General features: G+C 38.2%; 17 protein-coding genes. 7 read left to right on the forward strand and 10 right to left on the reverse strand.

The features are described 5' to 3' along the window. Positions 1–29 precede the first annotated feature (29 nt). The 5 genes from BTO22_RS06645 to BTO22_RS06665 all read right to left on the reverse strand — a co-directional run bounded on the left by BTO22_RS06645 (position 30) and on the right by BTO22_RS06665 (position 2965). The gene (locus BTO22_RS06645; protein ID WP_105054805.1) at positions 30–470 is read right to left on the reverse strand and encodes a GNAT family N-acetyltransferase; all 441 of its coding nucleotides are present in this window, start codon (positions 468–470) and stop codon (positions 30–32) included. Then, positions 467–685, reverse strand: coding sequence for a DUF6500 family protein (locus tag BTO22_RS06650; RefSeq protein ID WP_105054806.1), 219 nt, complete (start codon positions 683–685; stop codon positions 467–469). Before BTO22_RS06650 ends, BTO22_RS06645 begins: the two co-directional genes overlap by 4 nt. Before the next feature lie 17 nt (positions 686–702). Next, on the reverse strand, positions 703–1548 hold the full coding sequence (locus BTO22_RS06655; protein ID WP_105054807.1) for a sulfurtransferase: 846 nt from the start codon (positions 1546–1548) through the stop codon (positions 703–705). 24 nt (positions 1549–1572) lie between these two features. After that, positions 1573–2361 (reverse strand): SDR family oxidoreductase, encoded by a 789-nt coding sequence (locus BTO22_RS06660; RefSeq protein ID WP_105054808.1) that lies wholly within the window; start codon positions 2359–2361, stop codon positions 1573–1575. A 154-nt stretch (positions 2362–2515) separates the two neighbouring features. Beyond that, positions 2516–2965, reverse strand: coding sequence for a GNAT family N-acetyltransferase (locus tag BTO22_RS06665; RefSeq protein ID WP_105054809.1), 450 nt, complete (start codon positions 2963–2965; stop codon positions 2516–2518). Between the two features lie 185 nt (positions 2966–3150). Here BTO22_RS06665 and BTO22_RS06670 point away from each other — a divergent pair, with 185 nt between their 5' ends. Then, complete coding sequence (locus tag BTO22_RS06670; protein ID WP_105054810.1) at positions 3151–4824, forward strand: chitinase; 1674 nt, start codon at positions 3151–3153, stop codon at positions 4822–4824. Between the two features lie 45 nt (positions 4825–4869). On the opposite strand, the gene BTO22_RS06675 is transcribed toward BTO22_RS06670, so the two are convergent. The 3 genes from BTO22_RS06675 to BTO22_RS06685 all read right to left on the reverse strand — a co-directional run bounded on the left by BTO22_RS06675 (position 4870) and on the right by BTO22_RS06685 (position 8010). Further along, positions 4870–5664 carry a hypothetical protein gene (locus tag BTO22_RS06675; RefSeq protein ID WP_258132483.1) on the reverse strand — a complete coding sequence of 265 codons (795 nt, stop codon included), beginning with the start codon at positions 5662–5664 and terminating at the stop codon, positions 4870–4872. 193 nt (positions 5665–5857) lie between these two features. After that, positions 5858–6298 carry a hypothetical protein gene (locus BTO22_RS06680; protein WP_105054811.1) on the reverse strand — a complete coding sequence of 147 codons (441 nt, stop codon included), beginning with the start codon at positions 6296–6298 and terminating at the stop codon, positions 5858–5860. A 152-nt stretch (positions 6299–6450) separates the two neighbouring features. Beyond that, complete coding sequence (locus BTO22_RS06685; protein WP_105054812.1) at positions 6451–8010, reverse strand: BCCT family transporter; 1560 nt, start codon at positions 8008–8010, stop codon at positions 6451–6453. Positions 8011–8315: 305 nt separating this feature from the next. Between BTO22_RS06685 and BTO22_RS06690 the strand changes: the two genes are divergently transcribed. The 4 genes from BTO22_RS06690 (at position 8316) to BTO22_RS06705 (ending at position 11269) form a co-directional block, all read left to right on the forward strand. After that, positions 8316–8705, forward strand: a complete 390-nt coding sequence (locus tag BTO22_RS06690; RefSeq protein WP_105054813.1) for a PepSY domain-containing protein — start codon at positions 8316–8318, stop codon at positions 8703–8705. Between the two features lie 35 nt (positions 8706–8740). Continuing rightward, positions 8741–9397 carry a response regulator transcription factor gene (locus BTO22_RS06695; RefSeq protein ID WP_105054814.1) on the forward strand — a complete coding sequence of 219 codons (657 nt, stop codon included), beginning with the start codon at positions 8741–8743 and terminating at the stop codon, positions 9395–9397. Between the two features lie 15 nt (positions 9398–9412). Further along, a complete protein-coding gene (locus BTO22_RS06700; protein WP_105054815.1) occupies positions 9413–10777 on the forward strand; it encodes an ATP-binding protein in 1365 nt (454 codons plus the stop codon). Positions 10778–11086: 309 nt separating this feature from the next. Next, complete coding sequence (locus tag BTO22_RS06705) at positions 11087–11269, forward strand: hypothetical protein (RefSeq protein WP_105054816.1); 183 nt, start codon at positions 11087–11089, stop codon at positions 11267–11269. A 280-nt stretch (positions 11270–11549) separates the two neighbouring features. Here BTO22_RS06705 and BTO22_RS06710 read toward each other — a convergent pair whose 3' ends face one another. Together BTO22_RS06710 and BTO22_RS06715 are read right to left on the reverse strand one after the other, a co-directional pair. After that, the gene (locus BTO22_RS06710) at positions 11550–13592 is read right to left on the reverse strand and encodes a sensor histidine kinase (RefSeq protein WP_105054817.1); all 2043 of its coding nucleotides are present in this window, start codon (positions 13590–13592) and stop codon (positions 11550–11552) included. Beyond that, positions 13589–15007 carry a sigma-54-dependent transcriptional regulator gene (locus BTO22_RS06715; protein ID WP_105054818.1) on the reverse strand — a complete coding sequence of 473 codons (1419 nt, stop codon included), beginning with the start codon at positions 15005–15007 and terminating at the stop codon, positions 13589–13591. The genes BTO22_RS06710 and BTO22_RS06715 overlap by 4 nt, the downstream gene beginning before the upstream one ends. A 283-nt stretch (positions 15008–15290) precedes the next feature. Here BTO22_RS06715 and BTO22_RS06720 point away from each other — a divergent pair, with 283 nt between their 5' ends. After that, on the forward strand, positions 15291–16112 hold the full coding sequence (locus BTO22_RS06720) for a substrate-binding domain-containing protein (RefSeq protein ID WP_061002463.1): 822 nt from the start codon (positions 15291–15293) through the stop codon (positions 16110–16112). 3 nt (positions 16113–16115) lie between these two features. Beyond that, on the forward strand, positions 16116–16814 hold the full coding sequence (locus tag BTO22_RS06725; RefSeq protein WP_060991093.1) for an ABC transporter permease: 699 nt from the start codon (positions 16116–16118) through the stop codon (positions 16812–16814). Positions 16815–16822 lie beyond the last annotated feature (8 nt).

The following is a 16822-nucleotide window of genomic DNA, read 5'->3' on the forward strand; positions in this document are numbered from 1 at the left end:
CACACTACTTTGAAAAGGGAAGGCTATTATTATGTAGACATATTCTTTTGAAACTTAATCTTACTATTTTCAGAATTGCCTTCATCTTCATATCCTGAAATATGATAACCACTTGAAATAAGAAGTTGTAACATTGCAGGATATCTATTCATCGATTTAACATAGATCGTTTGATAGCCTTTTTCTTTTACCCATTCTTCTTGTATGACTCTAAGTTGAGTTGCAATGCCTTTTTTACGGGCATTAGGAATAACGCCACCTAACCAACTGTAGAACTCAGTCCCTGAGAGTTGATAACCCATTTTATACGCAACTGGCAAGCCATTTTCAAATGCAATAAGGATCAGATGATCTAAACCATTCAGTCGCAAAGCCAATTTCTCCTTGGTATTACGATTATCAAATTCAGGGATTTGGCAATCGACACAAACTACATCTTTAATCGTACCTTGACGTATTTCCATCTTCATTGCTTATTCTCTATCATCTTTTTAATCTTAAACGCTTTTTCAAAATGATCTAATTTATGAGTTAAGATCCACCACGTCGCCGCTTCCATCAATACTTCTGGTTCATCATTTTTATTGGCAAAGAAAGCATAAAAAGACAACCCAACATTATCGCCCTTTTGAGCGATTTTCTTATCGCACACTTCAATGATTTTCTTGCGTAAACTGTCTCTCATTAATGGTCCTACTTCTATTACTCAATCGGTAATGTGTGATTAGTTCCCCAATCTGCCCATGAACCATCGTATAAAACAACGTCTTTATAACCAATCGATACCGCAGCAAGCATCAAAATGCATGCAGTGATACCAGACCCACAACTGAAATACGATTTTGTATCTACTGATGGTACTCTTTCTGAAAAAATAGTTCGTAATGTCTCTTCATCGTGATAAGTATAACTATCTAACAAGATGGAAAACGGGAGGTTTTTCGAACTTGGAATGTGCCCACTACGACCCCCTTCTCGTGGCTCTGGTGCTTTGCCTAAAAAACGCATTTCTGCACGCGCATCTAGAATTGCAACATCACCATTTATCACGCTAAGTACTTCGTCTGAGTCACATGCTAAGCCTTTCACTTCTTTTGCTATCGCATTACCCTGTGTAACTGCTGTAGTGTATTCAGAAACCGTTTCTCTTTCTTCTTTTGTCCATTGAGGTAAGCCACCATTCAGAACATAGACATCTTTAAAGCCCATCACTTTAAATGTCCACCACGCCCTAGGAGCAGAATAAATACCTTGGTTATCATAGAGAACAACCACGCTGTCGCTATTAATGCCTAATGCTTGAACAGCTTGAGTAAACTGTTGCTCAGTTGGTAGCGCATGACTTTGAGAAGATGAATGGTCACAAAAATCAGCTTCAATATCTAATTTACGAGCTCTTGGTAAACATGAAAATACATCATAAACTAACGGCTCTTTACCGACGACATTCGCCATATAGGCATCAACAATAACTAGATTATCGTCATCAATATGCTCAGCTAACCATGCTGTCGTTACAAGTGGATTAGTGTCTAATAGATTACTCATTATTCTATCCTTAATTAATGTCGTTTAGATGTCATAAGAAATTTGCATCACATCAGGGTAGATAAACTCATAACCCAATGTCTTTTTAATTTTTTCATTACTAATAATTTTAAAAGTTTGAGTTTCTGATTCTATAAATTCCGGAGTGCTCACACCAATGTTTTGAGTTGCTTTGGTATAGAACTCACGTTTACTTGGATGACTATCTGCACATGCATTAAACACTTCACCCCACTTTTTTTGCTTTATAATCTGCGTAATTAACTCAACGCAATCATCCTGATGGATCATATTTACAGGAGCATCTGGATTACTCACAGAACGCCCACTTTTCTGGAAAAATCGTCCCGGATTTCTTTGATAGCCGACTAAACCACTAAAACGGATCACTGTTGTTGTGAATGCTGGCGATTGAGTAAATAGTGACTCAATTTGAAATAATACAGAAGATTCAGATTCAACCATTTCCTCTGTTATCACAGCATTGTTATCTGCATATACCGACGTTGAACTAACAAAAACCACCTGTTTAACAGAAGAAGTTTCTAAAACAGAGATCAAAGAACTAAAGCCTGCTTGATTCTTAGACGGAATGGCAATAATTAAAATATCTGACTCTACAAATGCTTTCCATAATTGTTCTATCATCTCATTATCGATATCCAATACAAATGGAGTCACAGAGATACTTTTCAGTAACTCTGTTTTTTCTTTGCTTCTAACAGAGCCTTTAACCTCAAAACCGTTACTAATCAAATGTGCAGCTAACGGTAACCCTAACCAACCACAACCAAGTACGCTTATTGATGTCATGACTTATCCTTAAAATAGCTTCAACTGACTTTCATCGGATAAAACCCACGCACTGTTGTGTGCTTCAAAACTAATTTGCGAGTAATAACCTCCGCTTGTGGGGCAGATAACTGTTACCATCAAGTTCGAGTTATCCAGTATCGCTTGTATGTTTTCAAGACACAACAATATCTAGGGCAAGAACAAGACGATCTTCACCAATATCAAAATAGTCTTGTTCTTCTTCTACTAAGTAAAAGCCATACGATTGATATAAGGTATACGCACCTGTATTTTTAGGACACACCGTTAATAGCAGTCGCTTATATTCTTTGGCATTCTTAATTGCTGTCTCTAGCAGCTTCTTACCTAATCCTTTTCCTTGAGCTTGCTTAGAAACCGCTAAAGACAATACCCACGCATCCCCTATAGACTGGCTCGACGGTACTTGAAGAACATAACCAAATACTTGGGCTTTATCTTTTGCAACTAATAACCCATTTGACCAACAATCAAAGGCTTGCCTAATAAAAAATGAAGGATAGCCATGAGAACCAAAGGCTTCGGTTTCTATTTCATAGATCTTTTTTAAATCGTTTTTTTCTGCTGCTTTGATGCCTATCATTATTATAATTCCCTTACTAGCATGTAAATCACACTATGAATGTACTTTTTTTTATAATTTATACTCTTTGAAACAACTCGCATAGTTAAAAGTGATTTATAACTCTCGATAACCAAATCTCATAAAAACTCCTATAGTTATTCCAACTTAATTTTATTTTAAAATTATCACAAGGAGCGTTAATAATGTTTAAACTTGCTTTATTACCAACACTACTCGCTTGTAGTTTTGCAGCTAACAGTACTACAATGAATCCTCAGCCCGATCCTGAAAACCCAACAGGCTATATTGTTACTCAAGCTGAAATTGATGCAGCTGAAGCCGCAAAGACAGCAGATCCAATGTATGATGTTTGGGCGAAAGCCTTAGCAACTCAACCTAACTCCGTTGTTGATGCCATTGATACTGGTTTAGCAACAAACCCTGCCAACGTAAAACGTGTTGAACGTGTTTTCCCTGCATCTGAATGGTTCTTTTTAACTCAGATGGCTGCTCCTGAATATTCTTATACTCGTTTTTTACAAGCAATTGGTAAATTCCCTGCTTTCTGTGGTGATTATACCGATGGGCGTGATGCTGATGCTATTTGTAAAAAATCGATTGTTACCGCATTTGCACACTTTTCTCAAGAAACTGGTGGCCATATTGCTGTAGACAATACATGGGATAACCCATTAGGACTTGAAGAATGGCAACAAGCTTTAGTACATGTTCGCGAAATGGGTTGGTCTGAAGGCCAAGAAGGCTACACCACAGGTTGTGGCCAAAACGATTGGCAAAACAAACGTTGGCCATGTGCGGCGGGACAAGGTTACTTTGGCCGTGGTGCAAAACAATTATCTTACCACTTTAACTACGGCGCTTTTTCTGAAGTGATGTATGACGGTGATGCCACAGTATTGCTAAATAACCCGGGGCTAGTCGCTGATTCTTGGTTAAACCTTGCCTCGGCTATTTGGTTCTTCTTAACACCACAAGCACCAAAACCTGCCATGCTTCATGTTATCGACCGCACTTGGACACCATCTCAACGTGAGACAGATGCCGGTATTGGGTATGGATTCGGTACAACGATTAATGTCATTAACGGTGGTATCGAATGTGGTGAACAAAATAAAGACAAAGGGCAACCTGTTAACCGTATTCGTTATTGGGAAGGACTATCGTCTCATTATCAAATCCCTGTTGAAGCAGATGAAGTAAACACCTGTTGGCAACAAACGCCTTACGGTAGTTTAAACCTAAATGGCGCGACAGATGTTCTTTACACTAACTGGGATGGTAACTGGAAATACTACCCAGATCGCCCAGAAGGCGCTTCATTCGAGTGTGAATTAGTTGGCTTCCAAACCGCATATTCCGCACTTGTACCTGGTGATTATGAGAAATGTGTAACTAACTTCTATGAATCACACGCTAACTGGCCTGCGACTCGTGTTGTTGAAACACTACCAACAGATCCATCTGAACCAACCGACCCGACAGATCCAACAAATACTTGGGATGCAGGCAAGGTTTACAACACGGGCGATCAAGTGGTTGTCGATGGTGTAACTTACCAAGCAAAATGGTGGAACCAAGGCGAAAACCCAGTAACAGGAACCACTGGCGTTTGGGAAGTAATCAGCGGGACTCCAACAACACCTGTCAGCCCTGCTCCAGTAGAACCGACACCACCAGCTCCTGTTGAACCTACACCAGTAGAGCCAACAGATCCATCATCTACATGGAATGCAACGGCAGCTTATAATACCGGTGATCAAGTGACGGTTAATGGCGTGACTTATCAAGCTCAGTGGTGGACTCAAGGTAACAGCCCTGAGACATCTGGCGAATGGGGAGTTTGGAAAAGGGTTTAAAAGACCGTAGAAACAATAATAGGCCGTATTAACGGCCTATTTCATTTAGAATAAATTAAGCAACACTGTTTCTTCCGCTTTAAAATCAAGTGTAATGTTTCCAACATGCTGAACTGGTATAGCCAAATCATTAGTTCCACTAATATTCGCTATAATATTACAGCTTTCATATGATGCCTGAAGCTCTTGAATGGTTTTGTTATATTGAGAGGTTAAATCAATAGATATAGACGGTGACACTTCTTGGCTAACGTATTCAGAATTATTCGGCGCTATATTTTCAACAAGAGCATTCTCGTTATAACAACTCAAAGAGCCAACATCTAACGTATAAGTATGATCTACAAAACCATCCCATGATACCGACACGATACTTATAGCCATCTTTCTCAATACTGAAATATTATTAATCGGCTCAGGAAGTCGGTCTATTGAGCTATATCCAACTAAATGATCATTACGATACCAATTAAACTCATACATAGAGGCTGAAGTATCTAACACTGCATATTGAAGAGACAAAGGATCACTTCTTGTAAGTAGAACACCATCCTGAAGAACTTCTACACGTTCAATATCCGAAATGAGCATTTCATAAGGAAATACAGGCGGCTTATACTCACTGTAAAAACTGCCACTTAACAACATACTATTATCATTATGCAAGTACATTGTGTATTTCAACTCCAATTGTGATACTGGATATGTACATGTCATTTCTTGCTCATTACTACAATAACCATAAGGAGGTTCGGCCACATCATTGCTTCCTCCACTATCACTTCCACCACATGCAGTAAGTAAGCTAAAACATGATATTACAAATAATTTTTTCTTCATTGTTATCTATCCTTGATAAAATACTGAAGAAGATTTTACAAACAAGAACATCACATTTCATTTACATAAATGATACCAAATGATAGCTGTCGCAATTTTATGTTTTAATAAAAATATTCTGCGAGTAATTTCATTGTTACTCATTAAATATCGATTTATGTAATTGACTTATTTAAAAACATCGAATAACAAATTAATCTACGATCCTAGTCTGAGCTAATTTTAGATATGAATGAAGTTCATCATTTTTGTATTCGATGGCAGAATGAATATTGATGCAAGAATTCGCAACAACAACAAAGTCGTATTGGTTTTCACCTTTAAATATTGATACGTACAATAAACCATCAACTAGCTCCCAATGCCCTACTGTTTTTAATCTATCAAACAACGTAAACTCAGTTAGACTCCCAGTCGCTTTAAAAATAAGCTCTGTAATGTAACCCGCAGTACATGATTTAATCCAAGTAGATGCATCTATTTCTTCAACTAAAAAATCACGTTTCTCAGAAAGCCACTTATCATATTGTTCGATTTGTATATCAGTTAGTGATTGACTGCCTCGCTCTATGATTGGTCTTCCTTGCGTCTCTCTAAAAAATAACTGCTGTAAAATAGCGGTTTTGTTTTTCATTCTTACCTCATCATATAAGCTTATTTAGGACTTATGACTGTTTTATCACACTTAATGATGTTTCATCTACCTACTTAGTACAAATAACAGGCATTAAAAAAGGCTTACCACAGATCCTGCGATAAGCCTTTCATTCAATATTAATTTACCTGTTATGCCGTCGCTGTTTTCTGGCTAACCGCTTCAGACTGGTTGCTTTCTTGCTCTACTTTTTTCATTCGTAATACAGCAATCGGTGCTGAAATAAACGTAAAACCTAGTAAGACTGATACAGGAACCGCCGTGATTACAATGAAAGATTGCAGCGCATTTAGTCCACCATCTCCAGCAATCAATAGTACACCAGCAACCACACCCATCATTAACGCCCAAAATAGACGTTGGAAACGTGATGGTTTATCTGTCCCTTCAACGGCCATTGCAATTGAATACGCCATCGAATCCCCCGTTGTAGCAACAAACGTTGTCGTCAGTACTAAGAATGCAGGAATTAATAACCAACTTAGCGGTAACTGCTCCAATGATGCTAATAGTACCGCAGGTAATCCAGCTTCTTGTAACGGACCAGAAATACTACCAGGCGTTTGCAACTCAAGGAAAATCCCAGTGCCACCTAACGCAGAGAACCAAAAGTTTGTCGCAATAGGTGCAATAATTGCGACCGTAATTACAAGTTCACGAATACTGCGACCTTTAGAAATACGAGCAATGAAAATAGCCATCATTGGTGCAAAACCAATAAACCAACCCCAGAAGAACCATGTCCACCACGAATTCCATGCTGGATCAGCAGTGCTTAAACTCATTTCTGGAAGGTGTTGAATATAGTTACCAAAAGCCAGACCAAACTCAGTAAAAATAAAGCTTGTTGGGCCTAATACCAAAATAGCAACTAATAAAGTAACCGCACCAATAACATTCATTCGGCTTAACCACTGTAAGCCCTTGTCCATCCCACTGAAGGCTGAAACTGAATAAATAGCAACTATTATCGATAAAAGACCGATTTGGCTCATCAGCGAGCTTTCAAGTCCTGTGAGCACAGTTAGACTATAGCTAAGCTGCGTTGCTAAGAAACCAATCGGACCAATAGTACCTGCTGCAACTGCTATAATTGAACAAGCATCAATTAGTGAACCTAACCAATGATTTTCAAGTTTCGTCCCTAAAATCGGGTATAACAACGCACGAGGACGTAATTTAACACCACAGTTATAGTGTGCATACATTAATACAATCGTACTGAGTGTTCCCAACACAGCCCATGCTAGAAAACCCCAATGCAAAAAACTTTGGCTTAATGCTGGAGTTACCGCAGCAAGAGTGCCACTTTTAACGTCTGAGAAAGTTGGAGAAGGTGTGATGAAGTGAAAGATAGGTTCTGCGGCTGACCAAAAAACGCCACCGCCAGCAAGTAAGGTACACATGATCATTGCGACCCATTTAAACGTACCGAACGTTGGTTTTTCTTCACCACCCATTTTGATTTTGCCGTAGCTGCTCATCGCGATGATAAGAGCTAGAACAAATGTGATGATCATTAACCACTGCCACCACAAACCAAACATTGTCGATGCAGACATGAATACAGTTTGAATCGTTGCAGTAAATGTTGAGAGATCAACAAGAGCAAAGAGAAGAAATAAAAGGATGAAACCTATAGTAAGTGTTGGAACTAGTTTATCGCTATTTTCATTGCTATTTTTAAACATGGGTATCCCACTTGATGCGTGAGGTATGGGACTCTAGCAGTTTGAAAAACGTAAAACCAGTGAAATATTTTTAAAAAAGGCAAAAAAACAGTCAAATAATTATGATTTCAATCACAAAAAATAACACTTATCGATTAAAATCAACACCTTATAAATAGCACTATCAAATACCACAATCACTCACAATAATTTACACATTTATCAAAATAACTCATTATTGGTAGGCCTTTTAAAAGGTAAATTCATGTTCTATTCATCTTCATTGTTTTATACTGCATCATGTATTGACTTAACTAGGAAGCATCATGCTTAGAAAATCTGCTTTATACCTAGCAACCCTTTTTTCCTTGTTTTCAGTTTCTCAACATGCTTTTGCTGATGAACATCAAAATGGACACAAATTAATCCTTGATGTCCCTCAAAATGAAGCTCGAATCGAAATTGAAGAAGATCAAGATGAAGTCTACGATGCTGTCCAAGCTGGATTAGTGAAACCATTCTCAGAGTTATACGCCATGGTTGATAATGATTTTCATGGGCGCATTATTAAAGTTGAGTTGGAGGAAGATGACGATGAATGGACTTATGAGTTAAAACTTGTTCATGATAATAACGTGATTAAAGTTGAATACAACGCAACAACCTTAGCAATTACTGAGATCAAGGGACGTGATATTCGTTCAGCCTTGAAATAACAATCCCTGCATAATCACTAGAGATAAAAATTATAATGAAAATTTTAGTTGTAGAAGATGAATCTCGTCTAGGCGAACAAATTATAGAAACATTAGAAAGTGCAGATTGGGTTCCTGAATTATCTCAAGATGGTATAGATGCACTATATCGAGCAACAACAGAAGAATGGGATGCCATTATTTTGGATCTTGGCCTACCTAAATTAAACGGCTTAACCGTATTAAAAAGTATTCGTGACGAAAACATTAATACGCCTGTTATTATTTTAAGTGCACGTGACACGCTATCTCAACGTGTTGAAGGCTTAAATGCCGGAGCGGATGATTATTTAACTAAACCATTTGAAATGGTCGAGTTGATCGCCCGTATTCGTGCTCAGTTACGTCGAGCATCAGGAAACGCATCCCCTATTCTCAAAATTGGCGACTTAAGTCTAGATACCAGAAGCTCAAAAGTGTTATGGAAAGAGCAAGCCGTTAGTCTTACCGCATTAGAATATAAAGTTATTGCCTATTTTATGCACAACCCTGAAAAGGTAATCTCAAGAACCACTTTAGTTGAACATATTTATAAGCAAGATTTTGATCGTGACTCAAACACCGTTGAAGTTTTCATTGGTCGAATTCGTAAGAAAATTGCCCCTAATATAATAAAAACGGTTCGCGGTCTTGGTTATCAATTAAACCCTTAAAATAAAAGGTCTACTGTGAAAAGAGCACCTAGACACCTTAAAGGTACGTTCAAAAAATTGAGTTTAAAAAGCCGCTTGCTTCTTGCTGCGGCTTTTTGGCTATCTGCCATGATCTTAGCTGCAGGTATTGGTATTCCAAAATTAGTCAGTGACTATTTAGTTCAAGATGAGAAAGATCAGCTCTCTCTTTCTATGGACGAAATTACAGCTAATATAGAAGTGAATAGTAAGGGAGTTCTCACCATGCCCTCTCTTTTATCCGATCCTCGTTTCAATCAGCCTTACAGTGGCCTTTACTGGACAGCCAGTACAAAAAAAACAGAACTACGCTCTCGTTCCTTATGGGATAAAAAACTCACATTCGAAAAAGATACATTGCACCTTAATCCTAAGGTCAAAGGAGCGAATAATGAAAAGCTCATTTATATTCAAAAGGAAATTTATCTTCCTGAAATAAAAAATCCAGTAACAATTACCATCGGTATTGATGAAGATCCGCTAGAAAAGACATTACAACAACTCACAGGTCAGCTTTGGGTCATTCTTGGTTTATTATTTAGTGGGGTATTATTTCTAATCGGAATTCAAGTCAGTTGGTCACTTCGCCCTTTGGTACGAATGCAAGCAGAGTTAGTAATGCTACGTAAAGGCAAACAAAAGAGTTTAAGTCAACATTACCCTCAGGAGATCTCCCCTTTAGTCTCAGATCTCAATGCACTGCTATTCCATTATCAAGAACTGCTTGAACGAGCTCGTAACCATGCAGGCAACTTATCCCACTCACTTAAAACCCCATTATCGGTATTAAAAAACGAGTTATCTTATTTAACAGACGAAGAAAAAAACCGCCTTTCAGTGCCAATAAGACAATTGCAAGAACACATTGACTATCATCTTGGTCGCGCTCGAATGGCCGGAGCAATGAACATTCTTTCTGTCGCTACATCACCTTCTGAGCGCATCGATGCAATATCAATGGCATTCGATAAAGTCTACGCAGAACGTGAAATTTTATTAATTAATGAACTTGATACAGAATCAAAAATAACTGTCGATAAAACCGATCTCGATGAAATGCTAGGTAACTTACTTGAGAATAGCTATAAATGGGCACACTCGATGATCCGCGTTCATTCCTCTATCCCTATTAATAACCAAATAAGCATTATTATTGAAGATGACGGGCACGGAATTCCAAAAGAAAAATTCGAACACGTTTTAAAGCGAGGATTTCGTTTAGATGAATCGACACCAGGTACAGGGCTTGGTTTACACATAGTTAATGAGATGGCACACAGTTATCGAGGTTCATTAGCATTAGAGAAGAGCTCAATGGGCGGCTTAAAAGCGACACTGACCTTCCCTTTGGTACAAGATTAGTTTGTCTACTTCATCATAGCTTAATACACCTAACCACACTTACTTAGTATGGTTATTCTTACCCACATCTCTGCCTCCAAATTATATTAATGGATTAACTTGGAACGAAAATACATAGAGGGGGATTAATATATAGTGATAATTTATTCATATTAAGTTAATACCATTGAAGAAAACTAAGGTGTTTTTTAATAATATACTTTCTTTTATTTTATAAATCTTAAATTCCATTTTTACTTGTAGCACATATTAAAAGTAAGTCTTATGGTTAAAGAGACATTACGTCATTTGTAGCTAAGGAGAAAGTAAATGAAAGTGCTCATTCAATACATTCAAACTGGTGTTTATAAGGATCATCCTTGGGAGGCTTCAAGCGTACGTTTAAAAGGTCAGCTTCATGCTGTAACGCCTTCTTACGCAGCCCAACTTATCGAACAAAGCAAAGCGCAATTACATACAGATCAAACTGATAGCATTGTAATCATTGACTAATATAGTGATGCGAGAGATTTGTTAGAACTTTAGAATAAGAGTAAATAAAGAAAAGATAAATAGAGGAAAAAGGAAAGCCACACGTCTCAGAATGTGGCTTAATTTGGTACTGTTCGGGGTCATAACCGGACGACCTAACTATCTAATAAGACTGACTAAATTTCAACATTTTTCGATAACATTACGGTCAAAAAACAGACAAAAAACACGCTATTCAGCATTTTTGTGAGGGGGGTAACATTTCCGCCCCTCTTTTTCCTAAATAGATACGGTTTACTTTCTAACCAACCAAATTATTATACTGGTGATGCTCAGATTTGGTCGGTAAATAAATAATAAACGTTGACCCTTCCCCAAGCTGGGAGCGTGCTTTTATTTCTCCTCCCGTTTGACTGAGTAAACTTTGGGATACAGAAAGCCCAAGTCCTGTTCCATCACGCTTAGTCGTATAGAACGGATCAAATATTCGATTCAATTGTTCTGCATTTATTCCAGAGCCAAAGTCTTCAATCTCAATAATTGCACCAAGCTCAATCTCTTCTTCATACCAAGTTCTACTGCGAATAATTAACTTACCTTTGCTGTTCATTGCATGAATGCCATTCATTTGTAAATTAACTAGAACTTGCAGTAAATGGTGTCGATTTACTTCAACTTTTGGCGGTTGCTCAAAATCAAACTCAACTTCAATATCACGCTTATGTGAACCAGTTCGAACTAAAGTGACGCTCTCTTCAATAATCGGATTGATGTATTGCCACGTCACCTCATCTTGAATGCCACCCTGTCGACTGTATTGCAATAAACTGCGGGTGATATTACGAATACGATCAATCTGCTCCATTATTGCATCGAGTTCTTCAGAAATAACATGAGCACCGTCACCGAGCTCATACTTAATCAGCTCGGCATTACCAAGAATAACCGCCGTTGGGTTATTGATCTCATGAGCAATACCTGCGGTTAACTCACCTAAAGACGCCAGCTTTTCACTCATCACAAGTTTATCTTGTGCTTGTTTCAATAATTTAATGTACTGCTCAAGCTCAATCGTCTTTTCATGCAAACTGGCGGTACGAGATTCAACTTTAGATTCTAATTCTTTAGAAGCACTTTGAATCTCTATATTTCGTTGTTGCAATTGATCCAACATATTATCAAATTGCTGTGCAAGACTAGCTAATTCATGCCCATTATCTAGCCCTAAATCCCCAATTCGCCTTTCTTTTCCAAGCTGAACTGATTTCACCACATAATGAATTTTTTCAATTGGTTGAAAAAGATCTCTTGCTCCACGATGCACAAAAATAGTCGATAGTAATAGAGTGATGAGTATTGTCACCCCAGCTTCCACTAAATTCTGCAAGTATTGCTTAAGTAACGGCCATTCTAAATATCCGGTATACAACATACCTATGACTTTATTATCCATGTCTTTTATTGGTTGATACGCAGAGATATACCAATCGTTGTAAACATAGGCTCGGTTAGTCCAACGTTCTCCATTTTCGACCACAATTCTTTTTACTTCTGGTGAAACGATGGTTCCTATTGCTCGCCCTTGATTAAGCGATTTATTTGCAAAATCATTATGTAACGGAACATTAGTACTAATGCGTAAATCATCTAAAAACAGAGTAACAGTACCGTAATTATCTGCGGGTAAGTCTCCCTCAGGGTAAATAAGATCTCGAATCCTATCAACTAAGAGAGTGCTATTATTAAGAATAATACCGCTATCAACTATCCACGCTAAATCCCCTTCTTTATCAAAAATAGGAATTAGCGTTCTACTCACTAAACCACGCTTTTCTATGCTGCCGTCTTTCTTATTAATCACTTGAACCTGAGTGCTCAACTGGGGATTAATATTATACAAATCCTTATTCGTCATTACCTGAAAAAAAGTACGAGAGATCCCTAAGGATAAGGCTTTTACTGATGACTCAGGAAGGTGCTTACTATAAGAAACAGGATGAACAACAATGAAATCAGAATTATAATTATCTGCTTGATGCTCAGCCCAATATTGAAGAGCTGGATCATTATCTTTCAATCTTATTTGAAATTGATATGACTCAACAAAACTACGAAGCTCTGCCTCTTGCTCTTGTTGTAAAAAATCAATGCTATTCTCTGCAACTGATAATTTACTGCCAACATCATTAAGTGCGTTTTGCCACGTATAATGCACAGACCAAAACGCAGTAATAATAACTAAAGCGAGTAAAGTTAAAAACAAAGGAACGGAGTTTAACCATAGCAAGCGATATCTCACCATGGTTTTTACTCTGTGTTTCCATAAAAGAGGAGATAACATCATGCGACCTCTTCACTCCACTCTTTAAATTTTCTCTCTAAAGTTTTACGAGCAACACCTAACTGCCTTGCTGCCGCTGACTTGTTCCCGTCATGCAAGTCAACAACCGTAATTATGTGCTTCTTTTCAACTTCTTTTAATGTCCACTGCTCAGGATATTCATCCATCTCTGGCATGCAAGTACATTCTGTTGGTTCTTGATTTAAAATCTGCGCTTGATTAGGTGATTGATGCAATGGCGTATCACCTTGTAAACTAGACCAATGCTCTACTGGTGGCTTTCCTAGTAAGATACAACGCTCAATCATGTTTTTAAGTTCACGAATATTACCAGGCCAATCATAATGAGCCATCGCGACGATATCTTCGTGTGCCCAATGAATAGGCTTTAATCCCATCTCTTTCGCTATCATGTGCGAGAAATGCTCAGTTAAACAGGCTAAATCGGCTTTACGTTCACGTAATGCAGGCAGAGAAACCGTTAATACGTTTAAGCGATAAAATAAATCTTTTCTAAAATTACCCTTTTCAACTTCTTCTAGTAAATTACGGTTAGTTGCGGCAACAATACGAACATCAACGGGGATCTCTTTTTCAGATCCAACAGGTCGAATAGCTTTCTGCTCTAACGCTCGAAGTAATGATGATTGCATCCCAATCGGCATTTCACCAATTTCATCTAAAAATAAAGTTCCACCGTTAGCAACTCTAAATAGCCCTTCCCGACTTTTTTTGGCTCCGGTAAATGCACCAGATGTATGGCCAAACAATTCACTTTCTAAAAGATCTGGGGCAATAGCACCACAGTTAAGAGGAACAAACGGACCATTTCGATTACTTAATTGATGTAAACCACGTGCAACCAACTCTTTACCCGTGCCAGATTCCCCTTCAATTAACACCGCTGCATTTGATGGTGCAAGTTGAGCGATCATTTGTTTTAGTTGTAAGGTTTTATCTGCATTACCAATGATCTCTATTGGATTATTCTTTTCAATTTCTCTTTGCAATGCAAAATTAGTACGTTCAACAAGGCGACGATCCATACAACGCCTCACTGCTTGCAACATGTTTTCTAAATTAAATGGTTTTAAAATAAAATCAGCCGCACCTAAACGAAGCGCTTGGATCGCGGTATCTAACTCTGCGTATCCCGTCATAAATATAACGTCGTAGTTTCGAGAGTCACAAGCAATACTCTCTTGCCACTCTAATCCCGTTTGACCCGGTAAATTAATATCTAAAATAATAAGATCAAGATGGTGAGATTGACGGATAGCTTCTGCATCTTCAATAGTTCCCGCGGTATGAACTTGACCGAATTGTTTGCTTAATGCTTTTTTAAGTATGGTTTGCATACCTATTTCATCATCAACAACAAGAACTGAGAATGCGTGCCAATCTGATTTCGTGACCATAATGTTTCCTAATTAAGAGTACTGACAGGGATTTGTGGGTCAAAATGTCCTAATTATTCTAACCTGTATTCTACAAAATGTATCCTTTCTAATGAGACATTTTGTCCTAATCACATTTTTTGTAAGGTTTTTATGGCAGAATGCCATTCAATTATTTATATACCATTGTTTTATAGATAAAAGCATCAATTCAAATTTTGGCATAGTGATTGCTTTAATGCCAATGAGTCTATTCGTTTGAGACATTTACTAACGATATTACCTTTCATTACATGGATATAACATGAACAATAAAATCAGTACATTTTCAGTTATGGCTACACTGGCTCTTGGTTCTTTCTCTGCTGCGAACGTATATGCAGATGACGCAAGCACCATCCGTCTGGCAACAACAACGAGTACTTACCACTCAGGTTTATTAGATTATTTATTGCCTGAGTTTAAAAAAGATTCAGGTTACGAAGTTCAAGTGCTTGCAGCTGGCACTGGTAAAGCTCTTAAAATGGGCGAAAACGGTGACGTTGATTTAGTGATGACTCACGCGCCTAAAGCCGAAGCTGATTTTGTTGAAAAAGGTTATGGTATTGAGCCAAAATCATTAATGTACAATGACTTTGTACTTGTTGGTCCTAAAGCTGATCCTGCACATATTCATGGTATGAAAGATGTTACTGCAGCATTCAAAAAAATGGCAGAGACTGACGTAACTTTTGTTTCTCGTGGCGATGATTCAGGCACAAACAAAAAAGAATTGAATCTTTGGGCTCAAACTAAGATCGAACCTAATTTCGGTGGTTACAAAGCGGTAGGCCAAGGTATGGGACCAACATTAAACATGACCTCTGAACTGCAAGCTTACACACTAACAGACCGTGGTACATGGTTAGCTTACCAAAACAAATTAGATCTTGAGATCATGGTTGAAGGCGATAAACGTCTATTTAACCCATACCAAGTAATCCTAATTAACCCTGAACGTTACAACAACTTAAACACCAAAGGTGCGCAAGTATTTAGTGACTGGTTAGTTAGCGATAAAGGCCAAGCAATGATCAACAGCTTTAAACTAAGCGGTAAACAACTATTTACTGCGGACGCTAAATAATTCATGAGTATATTAGCCACCTCTCACGAAGCAATTCAATTACTGTTCAGTGGTGATACGGCATTATGGAGCATCGTTGGTGTTTCATTTTCTGTGTCATTATTTGCAATGGCGGTTGTATTACTCCCTGCTTTATTACTGGCATTTGCGCTTGCTTATGGCTCGTTTCCGGGACGGTGGCTGCTGCTCTCTATTATTAATACCTTACAATCAGTACCTACCGTCGTTATCGGTTTATTGTTGTATATGATGCTTTCTCGCTCAGGACCTCTGGGAGATTGGCAGCTACTATTTACGCAAGAAGCAATGGTCATTGGCCAAATGTTTATCTGCTTCCCTATCATGGTTGCTATGATGCATGGTGCATTTCAACACAGTGATCGCCGAGTATGGGAAACTGCGTTTACACTCGGCGCTTCATTACCGCGTGCTTTTGGTAGCTTAATTTGGGAAACTCGATTCCCTATCCTAGCCGCCGTTATTGCTGGATTTTCTCGGATCATTACCGAGGTTGGTTGTTCTATGATGGTCGGCGGTAACATCTTTAATGCTACACGAAACATTCCAACCGCAATCGCTATGGAAAGCCAAAAAGGCGCATTTGCTCAAGGGATTGCTCTTGGTATGGTGTTATTAATCTTAGCGCTAGTGTTAAACTTTTTACTCTCTATCACTCGTGGTAAAGGGTATTTACGTACTTAGTAGGCATA

The sequence above is a fragment of the Aliivibrio sifiae genome (assembly GCF_002954705.1).
Lineage (GTDB): Bacteria > Pseudomonadota > Gammaproteobacteria > Enterobacterales > Vibrionaceae > Aliivibrio > Aliivibrio sifiae_A.